This window comes from Legionella steelei (assembly GCF_001468005.1).
GTDB lineage: Bacteria > Pseudomonadota > Gammaproteobacteria > Legionellales > Legionellaceae > Legionella > Legionella steelei.
Genome location: NZ_LNYY01000016.1, coordinates 123,915 through 148,702, shown reverse-complemented (window position 1 = coordinate 148,702; position 24,788 = coordinate 123,915). Strand labels below are relative to the sequence as shown.

The following is a 24,788-nucleotide window of genomic DNA, read 5'->3' as shown; positions in this document are numbered from 1 at the left end:
TATCTAGTGAAGAAGGAACATTACTTTTCACCGAAAGCAATGAAATCTAAATGGACACAAATCCTTTTAGGTTTTTTCTGGGTGTCTCTTATTTTTTTGGCAGATGTAATTCAAATTCCTCTTCTCAGTTCATTTATTACTCAATTGGACTATCGAACATATGATCAAGTTGTTCAATTAAATTGGCGTCCTCATCAAACAATTCCTCGAGTTGTTATTATTGATATTGATGATAAATCAGTGCAACAAGAAGGGCGCTGGCCTTGGCCCAGGGATAAGATGGCTGATTTAATTAATAAACTAAAGCAAAACGGAGTTGTTACGATTGCAACAGATATTGTGATGGCTGAAGCAGAGGTAAATTACGCGATAGGCCTAAAAAATGAATTGAATAAACTCATCTTGCAATTGTCTCCAGAGCAAAAACAGTTACCTAATCTACTCGAGCAAATTGCTCCTAAAGTGGATAATGATCGTATTTTGGCTCAAGCATTGATGGATCATAATGTGGTGTTAGGTTTTTTGTTTCATAATGACAAGCAAATCAGGAAAGGAGTGTTACCTTTGCCTCTAACTAATCCTGAAGGCAAGCAGTTATGCAGAGCCCATCTCCCTCTCTATCAATTTTCTGGATACAACGGCTGTTTACCCTTATTTTTGAATGCATCAACCCAAGCAGGGGCCGTGACAAATGTTCCCGATCTGGATGGAACGATACGACATGGACTTATGTTAGCCAGTTACGATAACAAGTTATATCCAACATTAGCCTTTGCAACGGCCATGAATTATTTGATGGCGCAGCATATTTCACTGAAAACTCATGGACAGCAATTGTATGGCATTCAAATGGGGAATGTCTTTATCCCTACCAATTCGCATGGGCAAATTTTGATTCCATTTTGGGGACAAATTGGTGCACAAAATTATTATTCTGCAACGGATATTATACGCGGCAAAATTAATGCGGACGAATTACAGGGCGCAATTGCTATTATTGGTTCAACAATCATTCTTTTAGCTGACCTGCACCAATCTCCTGTTGCACAATCGTTTCCTGGCGTGGAGATGGTAGGGAATATGGTTCAAGGCATTGTTGGGCAGCAATTAGTATCAGAATTTGATTGGAATACTAATACAGGACGAGTGTATTTAGTACTGCTTGGATTGGTTTTTACTTTTTTAATCTCCTTCTTGAGTGTTTCCAGAATGTTGATCTTTGCAGTAATGTGTATCATCGCCATTCGGGTTTTATCGATATATCTATTTGTGGCAAAAAGTGTATATATTCCTATCGCATTAATGCTCACCTTAATCGTGCTCATCACCATAACGAATTATGCTTATTTATTTATTATTGAAAGAAGACAAAAAAGGAAAATAAATCAGTTGTTTGGCCAATACGTTCCCGAGGACTATGTAAAAGAGCTCATTGAGTCTCCTGATCAATACAGTATGGAAGGGCAAGAACGTAATATGACGGTTCTATTTAGTGACATACGTAATTTCACCGGAGTCAGCGAGACTTTGGATGCATCCGCAGTGAAACGTTTATTGAATACCTTTTTTACGCCGATTACAGAAATCATTTTTAGTTTTAGAGGAACTATTGATAAATATGTAGGCGATATGATTGTTGCATTTTGGGGAGCACCTATACATGATGAAGAGCATGCATCTCATGCTATTGTTTGTGCATTAACGATAGCAAAGCAATTACCGGAAATTAATGTAACAATGCAGGAAAAAGACTTACCCAAAGTGAATATTGGCATTGGGTTAGCAACAGGAATGATGAATGTTGGCGACATGGGCTCAGAGTTTCGACGTGCGTATACTGTTATTGGCGATACAGTGAATCTTGCTTCTCGATTGCAAGATTTAACCAAATTTTATCAGGTAACTATTTTAGTGAGTGATGGAACACGTGCAGGACAAGACCACTTTGTCTGGAGAGTGATTGATAAAATTACAGTGAAAGGAAGAAAAAGCGGTTTGATTATCTACCAACCTTTGGGTGCGGTTGGTGAGGTTTCGGAAGAGGTTTTAACTGAGTTGGAAGAATACCATAGGGCTTTGGATGAGTACTCTGCACAGAATTGGTCGTCAGCAGAAAAAAAATTTACTGCGCTAAAAACCAAATTTCCTAATGTTTATTTATATCAGATGTACCATGAACGCATTAAAGCATTCATGGAAACTCCTCCTCCTGAACATTGGGATGGAGTTTATATGCACCAGCATAAATGACATGCAAGGTGCTCATAATTATTTTTAATGAAAAAAGTGTACGGGAATATATATGAAAAAAATAATTGTTACAGGGTTACTTATGTTAGCCGGTCAGGTATTCGCTCAATCTGCCGCTACTGTTTTATCCACCCAAAAAAAGGTGGTAGCACATCATAATGGGGCTGAGCGTACACTTACTCGAGGTTCTGCTTTGGAGCCTGGTGATGAGGTGATTACTGGTGATGATGCTGGAGCGAACCTTCAATATTCAAATGGTGCGCTCGTTAATATAGGCTCAAATTCAAACTATAAAATTCTGGCTTATGCTCCTAAGGAGTCTGTACAAATTAAGGCAGAATTGAGTAAAGGTAAGGTAGAAATCAAAACTCCGGAAAAGATTAAAGAGTCGCTTAAAACGCCAATTTTATCACTGGCGATACTGGGAACGGATGTACGTGTCTATGTCGCCTCTCCTAAAATGACCTATATTCAGGTTCTTGATGGTCTGGTTTTAGCAAAAAATGAATATCTTCGACCAGGTGCAAGTGTTCGTGTTACTGCAGATCGGATTGATAACGCTCCATTCCCTAAAGAAGGAGAAGTCAAAACGGTTGTTGATGTAACAACAGTCACAACTGGAGCAGGGAAGACGGTTACCAATGATGCTGGGGGCGGGGCTGACAGTGTATCCTATGTGGCTACAGCTCAAGTAACCGGAACCTCAACCTCTACGGCAACACAGGCGGCTCAAGCTGCTACAATTGCCGATATTTCCATAATTTGTCAGATTCCAGGGACAGTCTAAGCGTTTTTGACAATGCAGATTAAGAAGTGTAGCCCGGATTCGACACAGTCGTAATCCGGGATTAAGACAAAATTCCCGTTATGCTGCGCTAGTACGGGCCACATAGGTCACACTATCGATGAAGTATCAGCGCGTCTTAAACGTGGTTATTCGCGAAACCCTACCCCTTTTTTTAATAAAATCATATTGAGGAAGGTAAGTAATGCCAGCATTAATACGATAATTCCCATCGCTAAAGTTGTATTAACCTCACTTTGACCAATCATGGCACTTCTAAGCGCATTAACCATGTATAAAATGGGATTGAGCCAAGATACCTTTTGCCAGAATTCAGGAAGCATATTGATACTGTAAAATACTCCCCCTAAATAGGTAAGTGGTGTGAGTATGAAGGTTGGAATAATCATAATATCATCAAAGTTTCTGGCAACCATCGCATTGGTAAAACCTGCCAGAGAAAACACTGCGGATACCAGTAATACAACCAATAATGTCATCGGCAAATGGCCTAACTCAATAGTTAAGAAAAAACTAGCAATAATATAGACTAATGCAGCAACGATTAACCCTCTAAACACGCCTCCTAAAACGTAACCAAGAAGCAGGAGACTGTTATGCATTGGACTGACGAGCATTTCATCAATACTTTTTTGAAAACGAACACTATAAAGCGAGGAGGAGACATTGCCATAGGAGTTCACGATGACAGACATCATAATCAATCCAGGTGCAATGAACGTTGGATAGCTGACTCCTTGAATTGAGCCGATACGAGGGCCAATTAAACTGCCGAAAATGAGAAAATAGAGGGTCGTTGTAATTACTGGCGGTAAAAAAACTTGAGTCGCAATGCGAAACATACGCACTAATTCGCGACGTACTAAAGTATATAGTGCGATAATCTGTTGTTTAATGGCCATTTTTTATCAGATCCAAAAAGAGTTCTTCCAAGCGATTGGTTTTATTGCGCATGCTATGAATTTTTATTCCATTTTTGGTGAGCAGCGCAAATGCATCGTTTAAGTTCAGATTGTTATCTACCCGGAGTTCGATTGTATTGCTATCAACCAGAGAGGGTTTAAAGGGGTATAAATCGGGTAAAGTATCGATGCGGTTTTCTGTGTTGAAAATAAAAGTTTGATGATGCAGTGTTTGTAGCAAGGCTTTCATGGACGTGTTTTTTATAATTTCCCCTTTATCAATGATGGCGATGCTTTTACACAGCTGTTCTGCTTCTTCCAGATAATGCGTCGTGAGAATAATGGTCGTTCCTTCCGCATTAGTTCGGGTAAGAAACTCCCACATACTGTGTCGGATTTCTATGTCGACACCAGCTGTAGGCTCATCAAGAATCAATACCTTAGGTTGATGAACTAAAGCTCTGGCGATCATCAATCGACGTTTCATCCCACCAGATAAATGGCGCGCTATAGAATTTCTTTTCTCCCACAGGCCTAGCTGCTGTAGGAGGGATTCAACGCGTGGCAGCGCACTTTTTCTTGAAATCCCATAGTAACCCGCTTGATTTAGAAGAGTTTGTGTACAAGTTTCAAAAATATTAAGATTGATTTCTTGGGGCACAAGTCCTAAACACGATTTGGCTTTCTCTGGTTCTTTTTCTAAATCATATCCATGGATACTAATACTACCGGATGTCTTATTAAGTAGTGTAGTAATTAAACCAATGGTAGTTGATTTTCCCGCGCCGTTCGCGCCCAATAAAGCAAAAAAATCGCCTGTGTTTATAGTTAAATCAATACCCTTTAATGCTTGTACACCATTCGCATAGGTTTTATATAACTGTTTAATGTCTAAGGCATGCATAGAGGTTAAGTGAAAATAAAAATGCCATTATACACAATAATCAGGTTGTTTCGCGAGCAGGGATACGATTGTTTAATTACTAATCTATTTATGAATTGGAGAACTCATGCTTGTTCACTAAAAAGTGAGACCGAGTTTTCATCCAACCAGTAATACTGTATCGCGGTTGATGAGTTACACAAACCTCATGTGGTAATTCACTATTAAAACAGATGAACCGATTCTCGAGGGGCAAAACATTCTCAATCAATTGACCATCCGTAGTGTAGAGCTTTAACTCACCACCATATTCAGCCTTCCAGTTTTTGTTTAAATAATATACGCATGAAATTTTTCGTGTCTTTTGTGCTGCAAATTGATCCACGTGTTTTTTATAATAAGTGCCCGGCTGATATGCTGCAAAATGGGTTTCAAATTCATGTAGACCTAAAAAAAGTGACTGATTGAAGAGATGTGCTAAATGTTGCATTTGTTTTAAAAAGACTTGTATCGATGGATTAGTCTCATGTTCATCTAGCCAAAGAATTTCATCAGCGCGAATGACATCATTTTTATGTAAATCCAATTTAAGGCCGATTTTAGCCCCGCGAAACAGTCCTAATTCATACAACTCTTGGGCAGTGGCACGCAATGATTGGCATTGGCTTGGCTCAAGAAAGCCGTCAATAATATAAAACCCTTGGGTACAAAGGTTATGAATAAGTTGTTCTGAATCAATCAAAGCATCCGACCTTCAAGTTGATACTCATATTCACGCCATTGTGGCATGAATTTGCTCATTAGTTCATAAAAGCGTTTATTATGACTTGCTTCTAGCAGATGAATCAATTCATGAACAAGAACATACTCCAAACAAATGGGTGTTTTTTTTGCGAGGTTGAGATTTAACCAAATACGTGCTGCTTTCGTATTGCATGAGCCCCAGCGCGTTTTCATTTTTCTTATTCCCCAGTCGGCGACTTTGACACCAATAATAGTTTCCCAATGCTGAATGAGATTGGGTAATAATATCTGCATTTGTTGCTTATACCAGCGCTCAATAATGGTTTGTATTTGCGCGGGAGAACTGTGCGGTTGGGTATAACAGTACATCAGCTCATCATGGAGTTTAATTTGTGCGGGGCCATGATGTTCTTCAATGATTAATAAGTATTTCTTCCCCTGGAATGGTACAGTGGTTCCGGTGGCAAATGTACATTCTTCGGCAACAGAGCGACTACGGATGCGCTCTCTTTGCTGATGAATCCATGCACTTTTAGATGCAAGACTTTCTCTTATAAGTTGCTCACTGAAACGCAAAGGGACACTTACCTTAACAGCACCATCTGGGGGATAAATGCGTAAGTTCATGTTTTTAATTTTTTTTCTTGATATTTCTATAGGAATACCATCGAGTTCAATGATCATCTCATTAATCTACTTGTAGCCTGGGTGCGGCGTTGCGAACCCTGGGAATGCTAAAAAATCAGAAAGCCCAGGTTCTACTGCACACCCAGACTACGATATGTCCCACAATAGAGACATAATTGTAGGCTATTGTACTATCTTTGGGCGCCGATACAAGGACTGTCTATGTACTCACCATTAATATCTAAAACCATATTCACATTGGCGCGTTGATAGCGAGCGAGTATGTCATACTCCTGTTTGGTGATGTAGCCATAAGAGTCACCACAATATACGAGTGAAGTAGCTCCGGGTTTCGGAGTAACTTGCACCGGCAAATCACATTCCCAACGAAATTGCGTTAAATCGCAATTTGAAGAGTTTGCGAGAGCTAAATTAAAGGGTAAAAGAGATACTGCAATAGTTACATACCACTTCCTTTTCATAGCGTGCACCATTTGCATGTTTATGTTTTTTAAGTATAGGATAATATTCAAAAAAAGCAGTCAAGGATCGTCATGCTTGCATCAAGTTCTGAATACATTAAAGCTCTGCGCGAGGGAAAATATCTCCTTTTTTTGGAGTGGATCGATTTTGTTACTCAGAAATATGCACTGGTGGGGGCAGAGGACACCATAAATTTTTTGATTTTTGAATGGTTAAATAATGATTATTCAGACGAAGACGCAAAAAAAATAGCCATCTTACAGGCTGTATCTGAGGGGGAGTCCAGGCCCTTACAAGGAAATTTAGATTATGCGCTTAAAGCAATTACCCATGCGTTGTTTATCTGTATGGTTTTTCATGCGTCTGGCTTGGATATGAAAATGCCCCCACAAGAAAAAATAAAGCAAGCTACAGTTGAGAAGTTAATGCAAGAACGTCTTGCTAAGCTCAATTCGTTTACTTATAAAGAGCGATTAGATGAGATGCAAGCAAAGTTTTATAAGAGTGTAGACCGTACTGATAAAAAAGAAGTGCTTGAGGTTTTAAACAAAATCAATGTGGTTACTGGGCCTAGATATCTCCTTGATGATTATATTTTACATTTAGAGCGTATCAAGATAAAAGATGATGAGCTCTATGCCACACGCTTAAGTATGGCAAAACGATTTCTCAGTTATTTATATGAACAAACTGAAATGACGCCTAAAGTCGCCGAAACAATGGCTACTTACGTGAACTCTTTGCGTGAATTGCACCCTAGCCAAGAAGAAATCGAACGCTTGGATAATATTTCTCCACCGTCAAATCTGGAAACTACCTGGCGTTGGGTTGCGGGAGTGGGGGTTGGCTTTTTTAATATAGTATTCAATGAAAAGTCAATTGGTGAGGTAATTGCTGGAACAGAAGACAAGCCCAATCCTTAGTTTTTGTCTTATAAATAATCATGCAGCATAAAAAAATTAGTTAAGTTTTGGTAATTTTTTGTCATATTGACAAATATTTGCCACTAAATTTCTAGTATCTGCTACACTTAAAAAATTATAGTATTCTGGCTGTAATGCAGACAGGACGCTGAGTTTATGGTGGTGTATGAGTTGTATTTTCATATGATGTTCCGAGCAACAAGCTGATGTGTATGCTTGATTTTCAGCGAAGATATCAAAACTCTCACTGATTTCATTTTCATTTGTGATGGTAAAAAAATGAAATTCAAATCGCTAATGTCCCTCATGCATGGATGGTTTGATACTGGATTAAAAGAGCGTAATTTAAAACAAGACACGATACATTGGACTCGCCTTGTTATTTTTATATTATTTCATTTATCTTGTTTGGGCGTGATCTGGGTTGGATGGAGTATTACCGCAGTTTTTACTGCTCTTTTACTTTATTTCGTGAGAATGTTTGCTATAACTGGTTTTTATCATCGTTATTTTTCACATAAGACTTTTAAAACAAATCGGTTTTGGCAATTTGTTTTTGCTGCATTGGGTAATTCTGCCTTACAAAGAGGGCCACTTTGGTGGGCAAGTCATCACCGTATTCATCATCGATATACAGAGCAATCAGAAGATCCTCATTCTCCCGTTCGACATGGTCTATTGTGGAGTCATGTCGGCTGGATTTTTTATTCAAACAATTTTAAAACAGACTACAACGCAATACAGGATTTTGCAAAATATCCGGAATTACGCTTGTTGAATCGTTTTGATACGGTGGTACCTATTGGTGTTTTTTTCATGCTTTATTTGGCAGGAAGTTTTTTAGCAAATTATTATCCTAAATTACATACTACCGGCATGCAGTTAGTTATTTGGGGGGTTATTTCAACCACGGTTCTTTTCCATGCTACTTTTTCTATCAATTCACTTTGCCATGTATGGGGCAAAAAAACATTTGAGACAGGAGATGAAAGTCGTAACAATTTTCTCCTGGCTTTAATTACCATGGGTGAAGGATGGCACAATAATCATCATTATTATCAAAGGTCAACAAGCCAGGGATTTCGTTGGTGGCAAATAGACATTACTTATTATTTATTATGTTTTTTAGAGAAAATTAAAGTTGTTCATGATCTTAATCGAGTTCCACAGGAGTTAAGAAAAAACAATGGTGGAACGAACTCTTTGAGCGGAAATCGCTTTAATAAGATAAATGCTAAATAGAACTTGTTCAATGTAAACGTATAAGAATGAGTTTATAGAAGAGGTATAATGATGATTCGAAATCATAGAATTTTATCTAAAGACGTTTTATTAGTGGTGTCTTTTCTTTTTATTTACTGGCTTTTTGGCCTGATTTTCAACAATCAAATTCTTCTTCATGGGATATTGAATATAGGTTGGGAAGGAAAAGTAATATTTTGTATTATTATTTACCATATCACCATTGTTGTGTTCAGTATTTATTTACATCGAAGCGAAACACATCGGTCAATTGAGCTTGTCCCTGCAATAAGATATTTTAGTCGTTTTTGGCTCTGGTTTGCCACGGGCCTAAACAGAGCTGAATGGGTTGCCATCCATAGATTACACCATCAAAAGGCAGACTTACCTGCTGATCCACATAGTCCGATATATAAGGGAACATTAAACCTATTTATGGGTGGGTTTGAAATTTGTGCGGAATGCAATCCTTCATCACTTATAGAAAAATACGGCACTATCTCTGATAACGATGCACTGGAGAAATTGCTGTTTATTAAATTTCAATCGTTAGGATTAATCATTTTCTTAGCTTTATACATTCTACTCTTTGGCTTATGGGGGGTAGTCATGTGGGATATCAACATTTTTGTAATTACGCTGGTTTTATTTGGGGCATTTGCTGCACTGACGCATGTATATGGTTACCGAAACTTCGGTACTAAAGATAATTCGCGTAATTTAATGCATATGGGTATTTTGTTAAATGGAGAGGAGTTACATAACAATCATCATAACAATCCTACCTCTGCAAAATTATCGTTTTTAGATACTGAATTTGATCTAGGGTGGTTTTACATTAAAATGTTAATGAAATTAAATTTAGCGAAACTTCGTACTTCTTCATCAGTGGAAAGAAAACGAATGGAGTATGAAATCCAAGAGCGCTAGGGGCTGTGTACAACTCGCTAGGCGTAATCCTTAGAATACCGACGCGCATGCTATAGAGCGGTGTTCTGGTTGGGCTCAAGATTGTATGTGTTAGGTAATCTCATTGGCAAAAAAAACTAAATAATCGTAGGCTGGGCTGTTAAGCCTGAGGCATCCTCACCTTTTATGTAAAATATTATTGAAAAACAAAAAATTTGCACATGTTTACATATAAATAATCTTTTATTTTGTTTCTAACTTTGGTGGAACATAAGCAGTGGTTAATCTATGGATAACTGTTACATCTAATTGAGAAATAGAAATGTCCAATTTCTCAAAAGCTATAGATGGATACATTGAAGCAGTATATAAAACAACTGGATGGTCTATTTTATACCATATTAGTAGTTTTTCTTTTAGTTTGTTCAGTGCTTGTGCTCTCTCGACTAGACAAACAAGCTCTTTCTCATCGTTAATAATAGTGCTTATACCAATAACGCCAATCTGCCATAAAACTAAATGGCTGCCCGAATTAATTTTGTAATCTTTATTAATAAATTCCGTTGATTCATAAGCTTGGATTCCTCCACGCCCTGGATCTATACGCAAATCACATAGTAGGCAGTCCAAGCTTGAAATTCCCGGTAAAATTTCAATTTGTATATCTAATGAACTTCTTTCAATATTTCTAATTATCTGTTCAGAAGAGGTTGTCAGAAAAAATGGATGGCCATAAATGACAAAACAAGTATTTATATTTTCTTTTGCTATCTTGACGATTTCTTGACTTATTGAATTGTAAGCATGGCTCCTATCTGTAAAACTAAAATAGATAGAGTCTAGACATATAGCTTTAACACTATTATCAATGATCCATTGTTTCATTGCTGGATCATTGACCAGATAAACAACACAATCGCTTTTTTGAATAACAAATTGAACTTCCAATGTCATGTGCGATAAAAATTTGATTCCGCATCCTACAATAAATAATTTGTTCAAGTTTTCACCAGTTTTTAATTTTTATAAACCATAGTTTCGCAAGCTTGTCTAATATCTATTACTAATTGACTATTAGAAGAGTCTACAGAAAATTCTTTTTTTAATTCATTAAAAATTGCATTAGAAGTTTTTAACTCATCTTTTAGCCCTACTTTTTTTTCATATGGTTCGGTTGCTAAATAAATTAGTGTTTCGTAAATATTCATTTTTACCTCCTCGAAATTTTTTTAGTTATCTAAAATTATTTTGTTATATAAGGTTCGTTGCTTTATTTTTTTTAAAAAGAATGAAAATGTAAAACAAATTAGCCCTAGTAAAGAGCAACATTCCCATACTATATATGAGCCATAATATTCAGTAATATAACCAGATAGTACAGGGCCTAATATACCACTCCCCAAAAATACGGCTCTCCATATGCCTGAAGCAATTCCTTCTTTGCCTTCACCGTATAATTGAATGTTTAAATGTTTTGACAAAGGAGAAAACATCATCTCTCCAAAAGTTAGTAGAATTAAAACAATTACAGTTAATGCAAAGGAGCTAACCATTCCAAATGTGAAGTAGCTAAGTCCGACAATTAATCCTCCGCAGCCTAAAAACCATGTTGAGTTGGAGTTCTTGATACGGTTAACAATAAGTGGTTGAATAAAAAATATAATCCATGGATTAATTGAGGCGATAGTGGCTGATATTGCATTGCTTCCAAATCGCTCTATTAGAGTAGGAGCAAATACTACTTTTACCATTGAGAAAACTAATCCGAAACAAAAAATCATGCTGATTAAAATGAAAAACTCTTGTTTTTTTGGAGGTAAAAATGACTTTGAATTATAGGATTTTTTTTGCAAAGGAGCAAAAATAAGATTTCGATAAAAAATTAATGCTGATAACCCCGCAAAAAAAAGTATAACTGAAAAATATTTCATGAATTGAAATATCTCTTTTGAGTTTAAATCAAGCAATATAAAACTAACTAATGAGAAAGCGAGGTTAAATAAAATCAATTCTAAACTTATTACTTTTAGTTTGATATTTTCTTTAACCGTTCTTATCAAACTGACTGTATTGCTAGTAGCTACTATTGTTCCAATTAGTCCAAGTAAAAACATTAATAAGTTAATTATCCATTGATTTGATGAGCTTAATAGACAGTAAAGATCAACACTAATAAAGAGCATCCCAATGCCAGAAATTTTTGTTGTGTAAAAATGTAAAGTCAGTGCTCCTCCAATGAGAGCACCTAATAAACACCCAAAATAGTACGTTGATATAAATTGACCTATAAGATCATAATTGAAATAATTAATTTTTCTAAAATAAGCCGCAATATTTAAACAAAATGCAATAACAACATGCTCCAGAAAAATAATTGGAAGAAGCATTTTTGTAAGCTTTGGAACACCGAAGTATAAATTTAATATTTTTTTATTCATTGGTTTTTCTTCCATAAGATATAACTTATAAAATCAGGTTGTTAGCACTTATGGGTTGGATTTGAACACATCCTCTTAAAAATTGTCCTTCAAAGCTAAATTCACTGTAGTGATTTTCATGAAAACAAAATCTAAATCTTGGATCTAAGGTTGCAAGATCCCGTGAGTTTTTAATAAGATTGTTATCTTTTGGAGGATAATTATGAAAGTAGTTAAATATAATATTATTTGAAAGTTCAGAAAAAATTGTTCCTGATAAAAGCGAATCATTTTTAGACATTTCTTCAACAAATTTACTTAAGATCCCATGAACTACATCAATCTCTTGGTTTGCAGTAACTCGTTCATTTTTTTTGGTAAGAAAATGAGGAGTAGTTGGATTTTGCATTGAATAATAGACTGGTTCTTTCTCATTCTCATATAGTAGTGAGTGAGGAACCATAACTGTTGGCGTTTTTCTTAATTGAAATGCATCGGACATAATTTTTTGTATATTTTCTAGTGGTAGCAAGTTTTCTGATGTGGCAGGTATGTATCCAGGATGCTTACCTAATGCAACTTTAATTAAGTGAATGGCTGTATTGGTTAGATATGGACTAGATGTTCTAAGATTTCTATCTTTTTGTGCTTTTGAATAGAAAATATCATAATATTCACTATTAGAACTAAAAGAATCATTACTATTTTTTCCTTCAAGTATATAATTTTTAATTTCAATCCACGCGGGATCAGAAAGTAAATGAGTTATCCAAATTTCGGAAAAATATGCCAGACATGATTTCCATTTGTAGCTATTATATTGATTAATAGCTACAAATAGATCAAAGTGATCTGCATGTTTTCTTGGTGTAGTCAATTCATTATTAATAATTTTTGAAAGTTTGTTAATCCCGTTATGGCTATTTATGCTTGGCAGCATAAATGCTGTTCTTGCACCTGATGTCGCTTTCAGAATTCCATTGGGGCTGTAATTTCTTTTATTTTTGTTTTTTAAGAGCATTCCCTTATTGAAAATTGTACCTGGCCCATGAATTTGGTACGGAAATACCTGATCGTCAAATTCAATAAAGTATTCAATGTACTTATCAAGAATTATTCCTAGAGGGGACGAATGCATTCCATAACTAAGATCTTTACATATTTCTTTGTCTACATTTGAATCAGATAATTTAATATAACCTCCATCCCATAGAGGCAAATAAGAGTTTTTGGTATCACCTTTTAGCATTCCGTATGGGAAGTAAATCAAATAAATTGGCATTTTTTGAGTTGGCGATACGTCATCTATTAGCTTGGAAAGCTGGGGATCAACTTTTTGGAATCTATTTCTTATTTCATTCCAGTGTGTTTTGACTATTCCATTCTCTTCATCAATTGTTGTAAACATGAAATTAAGTCCTTTTAAAAAACCCTTTTTAAAAAGGGGTTTTATAAATAATCAATAAAATTATTTTTTAAAGTGGTTTGGTTGAAAAGTCAAGTATGATTGAATCATATGGTAATTAACTTGTGTGTGCAATTAATTCAATATTGTTAGGAATTCAGAAAAATATAAAAAGGAGGAATGATGTTAGTTACAATGTTAAAAGCAAAAATCCATAGAGCTACGATCACTCAGGCCAACCTGAATTATATCGGGAGCATCACTATAGATGAGGAGTTACTCTTAGAAACCGGCATCCAAGAAAATGAAAAAGTTCAAATTGTGAATATCAATAATGGTGCTCGATTTGAAACTTATGTAATAAAGGGGCGCAAGGGGAGTGGCGAGATTTGTGTGAATGGGGCTGCGGCGCGGCTTGTTCACGAAGGTGATAAAATTATAATTATTTGTTACTGCAATCTTAATGAACATCAGGTGGCAAATCATATCCCTAAAGTTATTTTTATGAATGAAGATAACAGCATCCATAGCCGTTCAGATCAGGAATTATCTAATACATTGTTTGTAAATTAATGTGAGCAAAATTTTCAAATAACAAAATATTAAAACTAAATCGTTATCTTCAAGATAACCTATTGCATCAATTGGAGAATTATTATGGACAATACTGTAAACCCCAAAATTAGCATCGTCTTTGGCGGTGTTTCTGTTGAACGAGATCTTTCTTTAAGAACTTTTCACAGCATCTATTCAGAGTTGCAACATCAAGCAAAAGATACAGACCTATATCAATACGTTTATTATGTAACTGAAGAAGGATTGGTGATTAGAAAACCATTTAATTTTGATAAAGATCCTGATTATTACATGACGAGTAAAAGCGCTCCGCTATCAATTATCAAAGCGTTTCAACAAATTAAAAAAAATAACGAATATGTGTTTTCTTTGTTATATGGCCAATTTGGTGAGGATGGGCATATTCAAGGTCTAGGAAAAATTTTAGATATAAAAAATTCTTTTGGTTCGGTGCTTTCATCTAGCCTCAGTAAAAGTAAATTTCACTGTTCAAAATATATTGAATCAATGTATCCCAAATTAGAACCAATACCGATGGTGTCTATTAGAGATACAGATATATCTAGTCTAAAGGAAAAATTATTGCCTTTTTATAATCAAGAAATAGTGATTAAACCTAATTCACTGGGCACGAGTATGTTTACTGAACGTATGATACTTAATGAAAAGTCGCTCAATGCTGCTTCAAGTCTAATCATAGATATCTTAAAGATTGATAATATTGCACTCGTGCAAAAGTATATTCCTGGTGAGGAGTATTCATGTGGCTGTATAGAAAATCTTAGTAGTATTGAAGTATTACCGCTAATTCTAGTACGCACTCGAAATAGATTTTTTGGTCGCCGAGAAAAGCTTTGTAAATTTGGAGTGAGTGAGCGAATTATTCCTCAATCCTATAATAAATTTACAGCTCAAATAGCTGATATTTCAAAACGAATTTTTTCTGATTTGATGTTTGAGAACATGTTTCGGCTGGATTTTATTGTTTCAGAAGGAAAGATTTATTTCCTTGAAGTCAATTCATTGCCTGGATTAAGTCAGGCTAGCTTTTTCCCAAAAATGCTTCGAGAAATGAATATCTCAATGTCTGATTTTATTCAGATGACGTTTAAAAACAGTTTAAACAGGAAAAATAAAACAAATCGGTTTAATGAAGAAATGGATTTTCGAGGTGCAGCATGAAGTGCATTGGTTTACTAGGTGGTGTGAGCTGGGCTTCTACTATGGAATATTACAAGCGACTCAATTTGATTATCAATAAAGAAAAGGGCAAAAATCATTCAGCCAAAATAGTATTGTATAGTTTTGATTTTGAAGAAATTCTTGAACATCAAAAACAACAAAATGAGACAATGGAATTAAGATTGCTTCAAGAAAAAGTGGTTTTGCTGGATAAAGCAGGTTCAGATGTAATCGCAATTTGCTCCAATACTACGAATAAGTTAGCCAACCAACTGGATGTAATGATCCATAAAAAGTTAATTAACATTATTGATGCAACCGGTGATTATTTACATTATTTGGGAGCAAAGAAAGTAGGGTTAATTGGAACCCGTTATACAATGGAACAGGACTTTTATAGAAATAAATTACTTAAAAAAGGACTGCAAGTAGTAATTCCCGATGCTTATGATCGGGAGTTACTTCATCAGATCATTTACCATGAATTATGTCATGGTATTCTCACGGCTCGATCAAAAAAGATCGTTCTAAATATTATTAATAAATTAGCTGCAAGTTGTCATTTAGATGGAGTCATTCTCGGTTGCACAGAACTACCTCTATTGATATCAAAAGCGGATGTTGATATTCCATTGTTTGATACGATTGAAATACATGTAAATGCAATTTTAACGAAAATTAAATGGCTAAATTAGGGAGATTCAATAATGAGATCTATCCCTAATTTAAAGCTGATTTGCTGCTTGCTATCAGGCATTGTTTGTGTAAATTTTGCGAAATTTATGTGTCTTCCCTTTTTAATCTTATTTCTTAATTATAAAACGCAAGCTCCGTTATGGGTAACTGGTTTAGTTTGTGGAATGGCTCCATTTTGCTCCATACTCGGTGGTTTTATCGGGGGACAATTATCGGATAAATATGGACGCGTCCCCTTATTATATATTTCGATTTTTACATCAGCGAGCCTCTTTATATTAATCGGTTTAAGCTTGCAAATTAATTCTCAACATATGCAATTAATATTGATCGGTATTCTAAATGGGCTGTTTGGTTTATTTTCTTCTTTTTTTCAACCTGTAGCTCTCGCATTACTCAGCGAATTAGTTGATAAAGTACATCGAGAATTATTTTTTCACTTACGTTATGCAGCAATGAATATTGGTGCTGTATTAGGACCTTTGTTAGCAGTATATTTAGGTGTTACTTTATCTTCTATTACGTTTTACATTGCAGGCCTAATTTATTTTAGTTTTGGTTTTTCTTTATATATCGTTTTGTTGATAGAACGAAGACCATTTTCTACGAGTAAACAGAGCAATGAGTCTAAGGTATCTTTATCTTCTACTTTGCGCGTTATTTCTCTAGATCGTCGGCTATTAAATTTCATTCTTTTTAATATAGTATTCGCATTATGCTATTCGCAAATTGATACAACATTAGCCCAATATATATCCCAACAAATTGATAATGGGGCTCGTGTTTATTCCTTAACGATTTCATTGAATGCTTTTTTTGTACTTATTGGGCAAGCCCCGATTTTCCTCTTATGTAAAGGAATGCCAAAACATCAAGCTATTTTTTATGGATGTTTTCTATTTTTCCTTGGTTGTTTGGGTTTCTCTTGCTGTGGCAACAAAGCAAACTACATTTACTATTCTATTTTAATTATTACCCTGGGTGAGTTGTTCATATTTCCTTTTGCCTTCTTGTTTGTTGATGATATAGCTCCGTTGCATTTGAAGGGGGCTTATTTTGGTGCATTAGCTTTTAGAGAGTTAGGTTTGGCTTTAGGTCCTATTTTAGGTGGAGTGGCTCTTGAGTTTTTTGGAGGTCAGATTCTGTTTCTCATGATCGGAATGTTGTCATTGATTTCATATTTCTTTGTGTATTTAGGTGAATATAGAAAACCAAGAATTTATAAGCAGCCCTTTAGGGAGAGCATTTAATCGGCCTCTTTCGAAACGCTACGGCAGTGGAGTTTCAAAATAAGTCTAATAATATGGAGTAAGATCATGAGTAAATCGATTTTGTTTGTAAATGTTTCTGATGAACATAATTTAGTAAAAATAGAGGCAGCGAAGAAACTAGGGATTAAGGTTTTTTTGGTGGCACCTAATTTACCTGACTGGGCAAAAAATATAGTTGATAAATTTATTCAAGCAGATACCACCAATTTTTCTGAGACTATTTCTGCTTTAAAGAACGAGTATAAAGAAACACCTTTCGATGGCGTCATTACCATACTGGATAAAAGTGTTGAATTGGTTGCAGCAATCGCTGAAGAGTTTAAATTACCAGGTAGTTCACTTACAGCAGCAACCACAGTGAAGCATAAATACAAAATGAGAGAGGCGTTGCGGTTGTATGGAGTTCCTCACCCGAAATTTCAATTTGTAAAAACATTCAACGATCTGAAAAATGCTGCAAATACTATCGGGTTTCCGCTCATATTCAAGCCCGTTGCTGCATCAACAAGTGTTGCGGTTTTTAAATTAAACACGCAAGCGGAGCTTGAAGATGCATTTGAACTGATGAGCACTTGTGAGCGTGTATCCTATTGGTTATATTCCGATGAGTATATTGCTGAGGAATTTATGGAAGGCCAAGAAATTAGTGTTGAGGGAATCATTAATCAAGCACAAATACATTTTGCAGGTATTACAAAAAAATTCGTAGAAAAGCCAGGCTTCACAGAATGGATGCATTGTTTCCCTTATGATCTGGAATCAGATGTTTGTTCTGCAATTTATAAGGTGGTTGAAAAGACAATTCACGCAGTTGGCATCAACAATTGTGCTTTTCATGTAGAAGTTATGTTGACTTCTGAAGGGCCTAAAATTGTTGAAGTGAACTCACGAATGGCAGGAGGCTTTGTTTCCAGCCATCTTGTTCCCTTGGCATCTGGAATTGATTTGGCACAGGCCAGTATAAAAACCGCACTTGGTGAACCTATTGAGTTAAAAGCAACTAAAAATAAATTTGCGTGTGAGCGAAATTTATTTGCGACCGAGAATGGTACCGTTATTGATTGGCAACATATTGAAGAAATACGCAATCAACCTGGAGTACGGGATTTTAAACTGTTACGACAGGTCAATGAGTTGGTTAAGGTGCCGCCGCAAGGATATGACAATCTGTTGTGTGCTGTTATAACCGAAGGGGATACTTTGCAAATGGCAATAGACTTCGCTGATGCGGCTTTGAATCGTGTTCGTTGTGTTTATCGGTAAATTCTTAAGGAGTTGTCATAGGAGTTTGGTGTTTTTTAACCCGTTAATCACCAATGCTAAAATTGTAATTAAGTCTAAAACTGCTCTTTTATCTTTGATTAATATATTGATTATATTGAATATTTTTAATAATATCGCACAAGTCATTGATTTTAACAAAAAGGAGGGGATGTGCCTGGACACGGTTTTTTTCATCGCACGCTTGATGCTACTGAAGCTGTAGGGTATGGGGCAACAACAGTTGTAGGGGGCACTGTAACTGGTGCAATGGCCATAGCTAGTGTGGCACTTGCTATGACTGGTATTGGAGTGGTAGGGCTTCCAGTTACCTTAGGAATTATGTATCTCAGCGCCGTAGGGACAACTTATACTGGCTCAAAAACAATACACAAGGTAAAGCATGCAGCTGGCGGTGAGGGTAAATGTCATAGTCTTAGTCATGCAGAAACAGTCGCAAAATTGGGGTTCTAAGTAAAGATTGAACATAGTAGAACAACTACTTTTATCTGTTTACCCTATACAACACATTTGGGTTTAGGCTTTACCAATTTTATAATGCGTGCCTGCTTCTAAGCTGTTTGCGGGCACGACAGATTTTTTATCATCTCAATTAATGTCTATAGAATCCCTATTATCTAATAGGCCTGGTTACGGTGAAAAGTGGACTTTAAGCTAGAAAACTGACATCGAAAGAGTTCAACTCTTGAAAAACCGATTTATTAAATCTCATAAATAGCAATGTTCCACAAAAAACCTCTTTAATTTACTATGATAGGTAAGTGTATTTTTTGAATAATAACTATCCTTAAGATAGTGTGTATTGTATGGAATGGAGTACTTATTAAAATTTTAAAAATAAATCTGCGTGTCTTTTTAAGAGAGTGTCGGGCCAAGGGCCGGCCTACGCTTGCTGATGAATAATGCTTTCTGTTACCTGGCTCCCTTCTCTAAACACCAAAGCCTGACCTATTTTATTTATTTCAATTCCTATTTAATTCATTCAAAAGCGTAAATTTACGTAGTTTCCTTAAGAATACTTTAATATTAGAGATATACCATAAATTATCTATTAAATATTCAAATTGGTTATTAAAATGCAAGATAAAAAAGAAATTAATGAAAGCTATTTAACTTGGAGAAATGGTCATGTTAAAGCTTTAGAAGAAGATGGCGCTGGTCGACATGGTTATCAAAACTGTTTTTACGGTAAGCTATTAATAGAAACTTTTGAAAAATTGTATGCTGAATATTTGCCTACCCTTAAAGTTAATGAGCAATTTGAAAAGATCATAAGAGAGCACTCCTTTAATTTAAGAGTCGCTTATGGTTATGAGTGGGATAAGGCAAAAGCAGAGACAGCCAATCATGCAGTTTTTATAGGTTTTATAGCTGAATTAGAACAAAACCAATTTCTATCTAAACCGGAAATTAAAAAATTTGCACCCCTTCTTGCCCAAAACAATAGAACCGCCGGTGATCAGAGTTTTTTTGGGGGGTTACCTCAAGATTTTCTCCATGAACTTGCTGGGTATCTTGAACCCCAATTGTCTTTTCATGATGCAGCTAAAAAATTGGATGATGAGGTACAAAAAGCACACGCGCATTACGATAAAATTAGAATGTTTTCATTTAAAGATAACGAAATACACTTTTCCAGCATAGATGGAACGCATGTGGCGTTAACGGGTTATGAACCATTTAATGAATGGTTTACTAAATTGCCACTAAGAACAAATCAAGCTATGAGCCAAAATTACCAGATGTATAAAATAGATGATAACACCATATCGATTAATCGTGGTCCACAAACCCCAGGTATTCAAATTAAACGACGTGATGCTGGATTTATTGTTTGTAACAATGTAACCGCTGATAAAAATTCACCTCATCTCACTCCACAAGAAGCCAATCTAGAAAGAAGTAAAAACCTTATTTCCTCATTGAAGGCGTTGAAAAAATATTTGCAATCAAGACCTGCAGAACTAAAGTTTTTCTCGTTTGAAAAAGAAAAAGTTGCCTTTGCTCAAGGGACTCACGTGAGTCTTACTGTTGAGGACGCCTTTAAAGCATGGTTTGACGATCTTCCTTTAAGAAAGTCACAGCAAATTAGCAGCATTTGTCATATTTATAAAATAAATGCAGACACTGTAGCGATTAATTATGGACCTAACACCCCAGGTATTCGAATTATAAGAAAAGACAATAGCTTTTCAGCATGCAACAATATAACAGCAGATAATGCTAATTCAGATGCTACAAAACAAAAAAATCTCGTCACGACCTTATCCGCTTTGGAAAAAGCGCTGCAAGCAATTGCGAGTCAGGCACAACTTGCAGAGCAGGAAAAAAATACAGGTGAAGAGCAAGAAAAGTGCTCAATTCAATAGTTCGCGCTCAAGAGAGAAGGATATCGAGTTCTTCTCTCTGTTTTGATTGGAAGAGAAAATAAAAAATTGTCTTCTAAGTTAAATATTGGCGGGCTAAGGGTCCGCCGTGTTTCAGTGCGATAGATAAATAGATATTTGTTTTCCTGGTTGCAAGCCACCAGGCTACCCGGTAAATGGTAATTTCCTAACGCAAAGTCCGCGCCATGCCCATTGTCGTTCCCTTAACATCTGGGATTGATTTGGCACAGGCAAGTATAAAAACCGCACTTGGTGAACCTATTGAGTTAAAAGCAACTAAAAATAACTTTGCGTGTGACCGAAATTTATTTGCGACCGAGAATCGTCCCGTTATCGATTGGCAACGTATTGAAGAAATACACAATCAACCTGGAGTACGGGATTTTAAACTGTTGCGGCAGGTCCACGAGTTGGTTAAGGTGCCGCCGCAATGGTATGACAATCTGTAGAAATTATTTAATGCCGTTGTACAAATTGGCAGTTCATTCGAAAACTCATATCAAACAAAACGATGATGAATACATAGGTCATATTAACTGCATGCGTGCCCTTTTTTATGCTCATTTTTAATCTCCGCCAGCCTTTCATCTTTAAGGTCTGAAAAGGCTTTCGCAGAAGATGTTTTCATAAAGCTAAGGGCCTGCATCGTTGAATTTTGGGCTGTTGCCAGAATAGCATAGCGCCCATCGTCCTCGTACTTCTTAACAACTTTAGCAACTTCGGTAGAAGAGCTTGCCTTTTGTAAATCTTCATAAAAATCTTTAAGGATGGTACTTTTTAAAAAATCTCCTTGGTGAGTTTTATATCTATCCTTAAAATTACTGCTCAAACTGGACGTACTCGCTAAGGTATCAACTTTCCTATTTCCCTGATTGGATGTTACAAAGTGCTCGTACTTACTATGTACTGCATCATTTTCCATTTGTCTAATTTGCGCAATAGGCATTGTAAGAAAAGCTTTCTTCCCAGGCCCAGCCACCTGTACTTCTATGTTAGCCATATATTTTTTATTTGCATTTTGAAATTCAAACAAATGGTTGCTGTTTTGAAATTCAATTTTGACCTTATCACCTTGTATTAGCGGAGGTCTTGTAACTCCAGAAGCATGATGGAGAATAAATTGCTGAATAAATTTCGCTTGATCATTTGTTGAATGCATCTGTTGAGGAGAAGATTTTTTAGAAGTGGAGAAAGATTGCTTATGGCCTATTGGAACGTCGTCGGAAGTCATAAACGTCTTAGCTGTCGGTTTAGGTTGCTTATGGCCTATTGGAACGTCGTCGGAAGTCATAAATGTCTTAGAAGTAGGCATAGTATGATTTGAAATAAAACCGGCAAGATTTGCATATTTCGAGTTAGGTTTTGGTCCATCTTGATCCAAAAAAGCATCGAACCACATGGCTTTGATCGTCGGGGAATAGGAGGCGTCTTGATTAAAAGCATTTTGAAGATTTGATCTTATGGCAGATTTATATACATCATTATTTAGATTTCCCATTTGTTGAAATAATAAATTCCAAGCCGTATCTACATTTATGAAGCCTTCGGCTACAGGTCTCATTCCCCACGTGGAAATCTGAGCAGAAATTAACCTTCCATCGATGCTCTGTTGTCCTTTCTCATAGGCGTCGCAAAGTAAAAGAAGTGAATTCTTAAATTGCTCTGAGCGGCCATCAAAAACCCCCTCAGCTATGAGTTTTCTGGTGCTTGTAATGAATTCGGCTTTATCTATAGGTGGTGCTGGTGGAGGCATCTTAAAATGTGCATAGATTTTATCCCTTTGCTGAGACATTGGATCTCCGACCCTGCCTAAAACTGTACTACCGTTATGACCTGTTGCATTTCCATTAATATCAATCGTTATGGCGCGATATTCCCCTATATCACTTTCTCCCTCAATTCTATAGCTACCATTCTGAAGAACTACAATTCGATTAACATAATTATTATCCGATAGAGGTTCTAATGGAAGAGCTTGAGCATTTTCAATAAAATTAGATATTATTTTCTTCCCCCCTTCATTGAAATGAGCTTCCAAAAACCTCTGGTCTAGGTCACCCAATAAAAGAGAAATCGCCTTTTGTGGATCCGAAGGAATCTTTGTAGTCGGGGTAAAAGGTCTTCCGTAAGCGATACTTTCCAAGGCCTGGATCAGGTGGGGGAGCACATATTCATCCATACGCCAACCGGCGCGGTTAGTGACTATTTCTTCCTGCATGTTCAAGAAATCTTGTTGATATCTAGCTAATAATGTTCTTGCTCTTGCTGCGCTAATCATTTTGATCACACTTTTATATGCTATTAAATTTAGTATATCAGAAAATCAATATGTGTTATGGATAAACAAAAAAAAAGCTGTATTTATTTTCAATGTGAATTGAGTTTAATCATGTGTTTAATAAATATTAAGTTACCTCAGGTTGTCGGGTCGAGGCCCGACTAAGCTAATGGCAGAGTGTCCCTTTAAAGTCTTATTCCCAATATCATGGTTATTACAAACCATACGACAGGATAAAATCCTAAAAGAATAAATAAAGGGATACATAAAATTAAAAACTGTTTTGAGAGAGTCTATGTTTTATAGCGTCTAAAAAAAAGAACAAGAGTGCTTATGACAATAAGTGGATATATAAAACTATAAAAACCAAAGTAGAACGTAGCCCAATCTATAGAAGGAAATGGGGGGCCATTAATAAAAACTTTAGAGCAAGCTATTTTTTTGATTTTTAATATGCTTTTACAGGTGATACAAAGCCTTGTGGTTTTAGTGCCCAAAGCGAGCAATTTAGTTTTTGGAGAATGTTTTCGGCGGTATTACCGATAATAAAACCAGATATTCCAGTTCGTGCTACTGTCCCCATCACCAATATATCGATTTTATTCTTAGTAATGCAGGCAGGAATAAGTTCTTCAGGGCGGCCTTTCAGATGATATATGGAGGGTTGATCTTTGATGCCTGCCTCATGAATCAGCGCAGATAGAGCACCATAATGGGCGCGACTCTCGCGCATGACCATTTCATCCAGTTCTTCTGGAGAAATATCAACCAGCATACTGCGGCGCAGATAATCTTCCAAAACAAAATCCCAGCAGGAGATAACACTTAACTTACCCTGGTAATGTACTGAAAGAGCATGAGATAATTTTAAAAGGCTAAGTGCCAGATCATGGCCAGAAGATTCTTCATCTTTGGGATCAATAGCAACAGCTATATTGACGGTTTCGTTACGATTTGTAGGGCGATAAAGAAATAAAGCGCATGGGCATTTGCGTAATAAGGCCATATCTAAAGCTTTAAATCCTTTTGTACTGTCATTATTTTCCGCCGTTTTAACGATGAGATCATACGAATGACGAAGCACGTGCTGAATAATACGAACATCTGGTGTAGTACCCCATTCTATTTCTAACTTTATGTCTGGTTTTTTATTAGGAAGGGACAAGGATGCTCTAGCTGATTTAATCGTTTGCTGCATCTTTTCTATCAGAAAAGTCTCATACGAGTTTTTATATTCATCAAGATTATTAGGAAAAGGCGGACATATTATCAGAATGTCTAGAGTGGCTTTATTATCAACTGCTAACTGTATGGCATGTTGTAAGGCTTCCGTTTCTTCACCTATTCCATTACTCACAAATAGAATATTATGAAATTGTTTCATTCTCTTTCCTCCGTGAGTATTAATTGACCGCTAATGTAAGGCCCTTCTTTAATAACTAATTTTAGACTATTTTTCTTAAATGATGCGTGATAACGTTTTAGATTGAGTAAGGACTATATTTATACTTTTAAGAATTGAGATGC

General features: G+C 36.1%; 24 protein-coding genes. 13 read left to right on the top strand and 11 right to left on the bottom strand.

The features are described 5' to 3' along the window. Nucleotides 1-39 precede the first annotated feature (39 nt). Together Lste_RS03785 and Lste_RS03780 are read left to right on the top strand one after the other, a co-directional pair. Entirely contained in the window at nt 40-2,250 is a 2,211-nt protein-coding gene (locus Lste_RS03785; protein ID WP_058509757.1) for a CHASE2 domain-containing protein, read from the top strand. Nucleotides 2,251-2,302: 52 nt separating this feature from the next. Further along, nucleotides 2,303-3,037, top strand: a complete 735-nt coding sequence (locus tag Lste_RS03780) for a FecR family protein (protein ID WP_058509756.1) — start codon at nt 2,303-2,305, stop codon at nt 3,035-3,037. A gap of 146 nt (nt 3,038-3,183) precedes the next feature. On the opposite strand, the gene Lste_RS03775 is transcribed toward Lste_RS03780, so the two are convergent. The 5 genes from Lste_RS03775 to Lste_RS03755 form a co-directional block, all read right to left on the bottom strand. Continuing rightward, the gene (locus tag Lste_RS03775) at nt 3,184-3,957 is read right to left on the bottom strand and encodes an ABC transporter permease (protein ID WP_058509755.1); all 774 of its coding nucleotides are present in this window, start codon (nt 3,955-3,957) and stop codon (nt 3,184-3,186) included. Continuing rightward, entirely contained in the window at nt 3,947-4,861 is a 915-nt protein-coding gene (locus tag Lste_RS03770) for an ABC transporter ATP-binding protein (protein WP_058509754.1), read from the bottom strand. Before Lste_RS03770 ends, Lste_RS03775 begins: the two co-directional genes overlap by 11 nt. 88 nt (nt 4,862-4,949) lie before the next feature. Beyond that, nucleotides 4,950-5,582: a 2OG-Fe(II) oxygenase gene (locus Lste_RS03765; RefSeq protein WP_058509753.1), complete on the bottom strand. Its 633-nt coding sequence runs from the start codon at nt 5,580-5,582 to the stop codon at nt 4,950-4,952. Continuing rightward, nucleotides 5,579-6,268, bottom strand: coding sequence for a M48 family metallopeptidase (locus tag Lste_RS03760; protein WP_058509752.1), 690 nt, complete (start codon nt 6,266-6,268; stop codon nt 5,579-5,581). Before Lste_RS03760 ends, Lste_RS03765 begins: the two co-directional genes overlap by 4 nt. 134 nt (nt 6,269-6,402) lie before the next feature. Next, nucleotides 6,403-6,693, bottom strand: coding sequence for a hypothetical protein (locus Lste_RS03755; protein ID WP_058509751.1), 291 nt, complete (start codon nt 6,691-6,693; stop codon nt 6,403-6,405). A 72-nt stretch (nt 6,694-6,765) separates the two neighbouring features. Between Lste_RS03755 and Lste_RS03750 the strand changes: the two genes are divergently transcribed. From Lste_RS03750 to Lste_RS03740, 3 genes are all read left to right on the top strand, one after another. Further along, nucleotides 6,766-7,617: a helical bundle domain-containing protein gene (locus tag Lste_RS03750; RefSeq protein WP_058509750.1), complete on the top strand. Its 852-nt coding sequence runs from the start codon at nt 6,766-6,768 to the stop codon at nt 7,615-7,617. Nucleotides 7,618-7,896: 279 nt separating this feature from the next. After that, nucleotides 7,897-8,859, top strand: a complete 963-nt coding sequence (locus tag Lste_RS03745) for an acyl-CoA desaturase (RefSeq protein ID WP_083503905.1) — start codon at nt 7,897-7,899, stop codon at nt 8,857-8,859. Between the two features lie 48 nt (nt 8,860-8,907). Beyond that, complete coding sequence (locus Lste_RS03740; protein WP_058509749.1) at nt 8,908-9,789, top strand: acyl-CoA desaturase; 882 nt, start codon at nt 8,908-8,910, stop codon at nt 9,787-9,789. 222 nt (nt 9,790-10,011) lie between these two features. Here the strand turns inward: Lste_RS03740 and Lste_RS03735 are convergent, their stop codons facing one another. The 4 genes from Lste_RS03735 to Lste_RS03720 are packed head-to-tail and all read right to left on the bottom strand — an operon-like array spanning nt 10,012 to nt 13,593. Beyond that, complete coding sequence (locus Lste_RS03735; protein ID WP_083503898.1) at nt 10,012-10,770, bottom strand: SAM-dependent methyltransferase; 759 nt, start codon at nt 10,768-10,770, stop codon at nt 10,012-10,014. Nucleotides 10,771-10,784: 14 nt separating this feature from the next. After that, nucleotides 10,785-10,976: a hypothetical protein gene (locus Lste_RS03730; RefSeq protein WP_058509747.1), complete on the bottom strand. Its 192-nt coding sequence runs from the start codon at nt 10,974-10,976 to the stop codon at nt 10,785-10,787. A 21-nt stretch (nt 10,977-10,997) separates the two neighbouring features. Then, nucleotides 10,998-12,206 carry an MFS transporter gene (locus Lste_RS03725; RefSeq protein ID WP_058509746.1) on the bottom strand — a complete coding sequence of 403 codons (1,209 nt, stop codon included), beginning with the start codon at nt 12,204-12,206 and terminating at the stop codon, nt 10,998-11,000. 25 nt (nt 12,207-12,231) lie between these two features. Then, nucleotides 12,232-13,593 (bottom strand): hypothetical protein, encoded by a 1,362-nt coding sequence (locus tag Lste_RS03720; RefSeq protein WP_058509745.1) that lies wholly within the window; start codon nt 13,591-13,593, stop codon nt 12,232-12,234. Nucleotides 13,594-13,785: 192 nt separating this feature from the next. Here Lste_RS03720 and panD point away from each other — a divergent pair, with 192 nt between their 5' ends. From panD to Lste_RS03680, 8 genes are all read left to right on the top strand, one after another. Continuing rightward, nucleotides 13,786-14,163 (top strand): aspartate 1-decarboxylase, encoded by a 378-nt coding sequence (gene panD / locus Lste_RS03715; RefSeq protein ID WP_337589284.1) that lies wholly within the window; start codon nt 13,786-13,788, stop codon nt 14,161-14,163. Between the two features lie 84 nt (nt 14,164-14,247). Then, nucleotides 14,248-15,348: an ATP-grasp domain-containing protein gene (locus tag Lste_RS03710; RefSeq protein WP_058509743.1), complete on the top strand. Its 1,101-nt coding sequence runs from the start codon at nt 14,248-14,250 to the stop codon at nt 15,346-15,348. Then, the gene (locus Lste_RS03705) at nt 15,345-16,043 is read left to right on the top strand and encodes an aspartate/glutamate racemase family protein (RefSeq protein WP_058509742.1); all 699 of its coding nucleotides are present in this window, start codon (nt 15,345-15,347) and stop codon (nt 16,041-16,043) included. The genes Lste_RS03710 and Lste_RS03705 overlap by 4 nt, the downstream gene beginning before the upstream one ends. Nucleotides 16,044-16,055: 12 nt before the next feature. After that, nucleotides 16,056-17,294 carry an MFS transporter gene (locus tag Lste_RS03700; protein WP_058509741.1) on the top strand — a complete coding sequence of 413 codons (1,239 nt, stop codon included), beginning with the start codon at nt 16,056-16,058 and terminating at the stop codon, nt 17,292-17,294. Nucleotides 17,295-17,360: 66 nt separating this feature from the next. After that, nucleotides 17,361-18,578, top strand: a complete 1,218-nt coding sequence (locus Lste_RS03695; RefSeq protein ID WP_058509740.1) for an ATP-grasp domain-containing protein — start codon at nt 17,361-17,363, stop codon at nt 18,576-18,578. A 171-nt stretch (nt 18,579-18,749) separates the two neighbouring features. Next, nucleotides 18,750-19,049: a hypothetical protein gene (locus Lste_RS03690; protein WP_058509739.1), complete on the top strand. Its 300-nt coding sequence runs from the start codon at nt 18,750-18,752 to the stop codon at nt 19,047-19,049. A gap of 623 nt (nt 19,050-19,672) precedes the next feature. Continuing rightward, nucleotides 19,673-20,965: a hypothetical protein gene (locus Lste_RS03685; protein ID WP_058509738.1), complete on the top strand. Its 1,293-nt coding sequence runs from the start codon at nt 19,673-19,675 to the stop codon at nt 20,963-20,965. A gap of 203 nt (nt 20,966-21,168) precedes the next feature. Beyond that, nucleotides 21,169-21,432: a hypothetical protein gene (locus tag Lste_RS03680; RefSeq protein WP_058509737.1), complete on the top strand. Its 264-nt coding sequence runs from the start codon at nt 21,169-21,171 to the stop codon at nt 21,430-21,432. A gap of 83 nt (nt 21,433-21,515) precedes the next feature. Here Lste_RS03680 and Lste_RS03675 read toward each other — a convergent pair whose 3' ends face one another. Both Lste_RS03675 and Lste_RS03670 read right to left on the bottom strand, forming a co-directional pair. Continuing rightward, complete coding sequence (locus Lste_RS03675) at nt 21,516-23,261, bottom strand: hypothetical protein (protein WP_058509736.1); 1,746 nt, start codon at nt 23,259-23,261, stop codon at nt 21,516-21,518. Between the two features lie 448 nt (nt 23,262-23,709). After that, nucleotides 23,710-24,645, bottom strand: coding sequence for a universal stress protein (locus Lste_RS03670; protein WP_058509735.1), 936 nt, complete (start codon nt 24,643-24,645; stop codon nt 23,710-23,712). Nucleotides 24,646-24,788: the final 143 nt, after the last annotated feature.